We start from the raw sequence: 3,121 nt of genomic DNA, 5'->3' as shown, positions 1-3,121 counted from the left end.
ATGGAGCGGGTGATGAGAATCGAACTCACAACATCAGTTTGGAAGACTGAGGTTTTACCACTAAACTACACCCGCATATTTACTATCTGTGTAAAAACACCTTTACAATTATACTTTATAAACAATAATCTGTCAAGTATTTTTTTAATACTATCCTAAAAAAATTTCTTTTTTTGAAGACGTTTTCCATTCTACTACAGTTTTCACTAATTGTCAAGTTGTTTTTTAAAAAATTAACAATTATTACTTTATTTTTTATGATTGTTCGTTTTCTTCTTGTAAAGACTTTTACTATTCTATCACTACCGTTATATTATGTCAATACCTTTTTTTTGAAAATAAATATAGAAAAAGGAGAGATTCTAAAAAATCATAACTATTCTTACCGAAATTTTAAAATCTCTCCCGTACTGTTTTCTATGTGTTTAAAAACTTTCGCAAATCTACAATAATATTTATAAACTGTTGTGTACAATAAATTAAATATCAGTTTTTTTAATCAACTCCTAAGTTCATCTTTAATTATTTTGTAGTTTGTCTGTGAATTATTCTGTAAGGTAAGTACATTTCATTATCATGTGCTTCCAATTCTTCCAGATCTTCTTTTTCGTATGGTTCACCTTTTCTTTTAGCTTTTTCTACATCTATTACTTTTGTCAAAATACGCATTGATACGGCACCCACATCAAAGATTGGTTGAAATATTGAAGAAATTTTAGGTCTTGTCATATCCAACAACTTAGTATTTTCAAATGAAATTATTTCCAACTCATTAGGAATATTAACCCCCGTATCTAATGCTTGATGCATTATTGACAACGCTACTTCGTCAAACATAGTTATAACCACTTCTGCATTTATATTACGTATAGTTTTAAATATTTGATTACTATCTTTGTACGTTTTATAACCATCTACTATTAAATTAGACTTAAATTCTACTTTACAATCAGCAAGTGCTTCTTTGTATCCTTTTATAATTCTCTGCGCTTTTTGCGATTCATATTTATTTATTATTATAGAAATATTTTTAGAGCCTTTTTCTATAAATTCTTTTGTCACTTCATATGCAGCTTTTTCATAATTTATATTAACTGAATAAAACTCAGAATCTAACCCTATATTTCCTGCCAATACTACCGGTATTTGAGTATCGTGTAAATAATTTTTTGAACTATCTGATAAAGAATGTCCTAAATAAATAATTCCGTCTACTTGTTTACTCACAAACGAGTTAAATATGCTTTTTTCTATTTCTTTATCATCACAAGAATTTGCTAAAATTATATTGTATTTGTACATATTAGCTACAGACTCTATTCCGCTAACTATCTCTGCAGAAGAAAGGTCCGCTATATCCGGTAAAACTATACCTATTGTAGTTGTTTTTTTACTAGCTAATCCTCTTGCTACCGCATTAGGAGTATATCTTAATTTTTTAATTACTTCTTGAACACGTAATCTTGTATCTTCTTTAACATTAGGATTGTTATTTACAACACGTGAAACTGTTGCCATAGATACTTTTGCTTCTTTCGCTACATCATAAATCGTTATTGTCATTATAAATCTCCTTTACATTTTTTTATTAAAAGTAACTAAAAGTTCATAAATAAAAGCATTTAAAACCTTTTCATTCAGCTTTATTGTATCAAAAAAATAATTAAAAGTCTAGTGTTTGAAAACAATATTTTCAATATTTTTTTATTTTTCTTTATATGTTTTCATTTTTTCTTTATTTAACAATCACTTAATCCTTAAATTTCATTAACTAAGATAATTAATTTTTTAATAACTTTTTTTCCTTCTATAATTTTATATAATACAAAAGAAGAATTAAATTTTCTTCATCATAATAAATTATGACTACAAAAATCTAATTCTCCTATATATTTACTTATTTATAATTAATTATTTTTCTAATGAAGCATATGCTTTTTCTAAAGTTTCTTTCAATACTTTAGCAGAATGTTGCATTTTAGCTGTTTCTTCTTTATTCAATGGAAGTTCTACAATCTCACGTACCCCTTCACGACCAATAATTGCCGGAGTACCGATGTATAATCCTTCAATTCCGTATTGACCTTCACAGTAACCACTAACTGCAAGTTCTGTATTTTCATCACGTAAAATAGCTTTTACGATAGTGAATAATGCAAGCCCGATAGCATAGTAGGTAGCACGTTTACGGTTGATTACTTCATATGCTGCACGCATAACTTTTTCTTCAACTTCCGCAAAGTCTTCTGCAGTGTATTTAGAAGTAGCTAAGAAATCATCGAAACGTTTTCCATATACATATACATTACTCCATGCCGCTAATTGAGTATCACCATGTTCACCAACGATATATCCACGTACACTGTTTGGAGCAATATTTAATTTGTCTCCTAACATGTAACGGAATCTTGAAGTATCAAGAGTTGTTCCAGAACCAACAATTTTGTTTCTTGGGAATCCTGTGAATTTTTGTAATGCGTTTGTCAATACGTCAACCGGGTTAGATGCAATAACGATAACTCCGTCAAATCCAGATTTAACAATTTGTTCTGACATATCTTTAACAACTTTAATATTTTTATCTACTAAGTCAAGACGTGTTTCACCTGGTTTTTGAGGAAGACCTCCAGCGATAACAATAACATCAGCATCAGCACATTGTTCATATCCGCCTGATGTTACTTTAATAGGTGGTACTAAAGCACCTGCGTGGTTTAAGTCCATTGCTTCCCCTTCAGCTTTTTCCGGGAAGAAATCAATTAGTCCAAGTTCTTCACATACACCGCTTGAATATAATTGATAAGCAAAGCTCATCCCTACCATTCCTGCTCCTATTAAAACTACTTTTCTGTTTTTCGCTTTCATAAAAAAACCTCCATTATAATATATAGTTTTAGATATTTTAAGTAATTATTTTTACTAAATTTTTATGAACAAAATAGTTTCATATCCCTAATAAAAACACTTTCATTCACTGCACTTTAAATTATATCATAATCTTTGAAAAAAAGAAAGTGTTTTTACATCTTTAAATTTATTATTAAAATAATTATTTCCTTTTAATTTGAATATATTTTGAAAGTGCTAACTATAATTTTTTATTAATTATTTATTTTATTTT

Annotated in this window: 2 protein-coding genes and 1 tRNA gene; all 3 read right to left on the bottom strand. The window is 28.3% G+C overall.

The window, feature by feature from the left end; all coding sequences use genetic code 11:
- Position 1: 1 nt before the first annotated feature.
- Positions 2-75 (bottom strand) — tRNA-Gly (locus HMPREF1983_RS06475).
- 447 nt (positions 76-522) lie between these two features.
- Complete coding sequence (locus HMPREF1983_RS06470) at positions 523-1,563, bottom strand: LacI family DNA-binding transcriptional regulator (RefSeq protein WP_021753508.1); 1,041 nt, start codon at positions 1,561-1,563, stop codon at positions 523-525.
- A gap of 348 nt (positions 1,564-1,911) precedes the next feature.
- Positions 1,912-2,865 (bottom strand): L-lactate dehydrogenase, encoded by a 954-nt coding sequence (locus HMPREF1983_RS06465; RefSeq protein ID WP_021753507.1) that lies wholly within the window; start codon positions 2,863-2,865, stop codon positions 1,912-1,914.
- Positions 2,866-3,121: the final 256 nt, after the last annotated feature.

This window comes from Gemella bergeri ATCC 700627, from assembly GCF_000469465.1.
Lineage (GTDB): Bacteria > Bacillota > Bacilli > Staphylococcales > Gemellaceae > Gemella > Gemella bergeri.
Note: the sequence above shows the minus strand (reverse complement) of the source record. Positions and strands in the feature narration are given on the sequence as shown.

Coding starts and splice junctions, on each gene's coding strand:
- HMPREF1983_RS06470 (WP_021753508.1), bottom strand. CDS start 1,563: ATGACAATAACGATTTATGATGTAGCGAAAGAAGCAAAAGTATCTATG.
- HMPREF1983_RS06465 (WP_021753507.1), bottom strand. CDS start 2,865: ATGAAAGCGAAAAACAGAAAAGTAGTTTTAATAGGAGCAGGAATGGTA.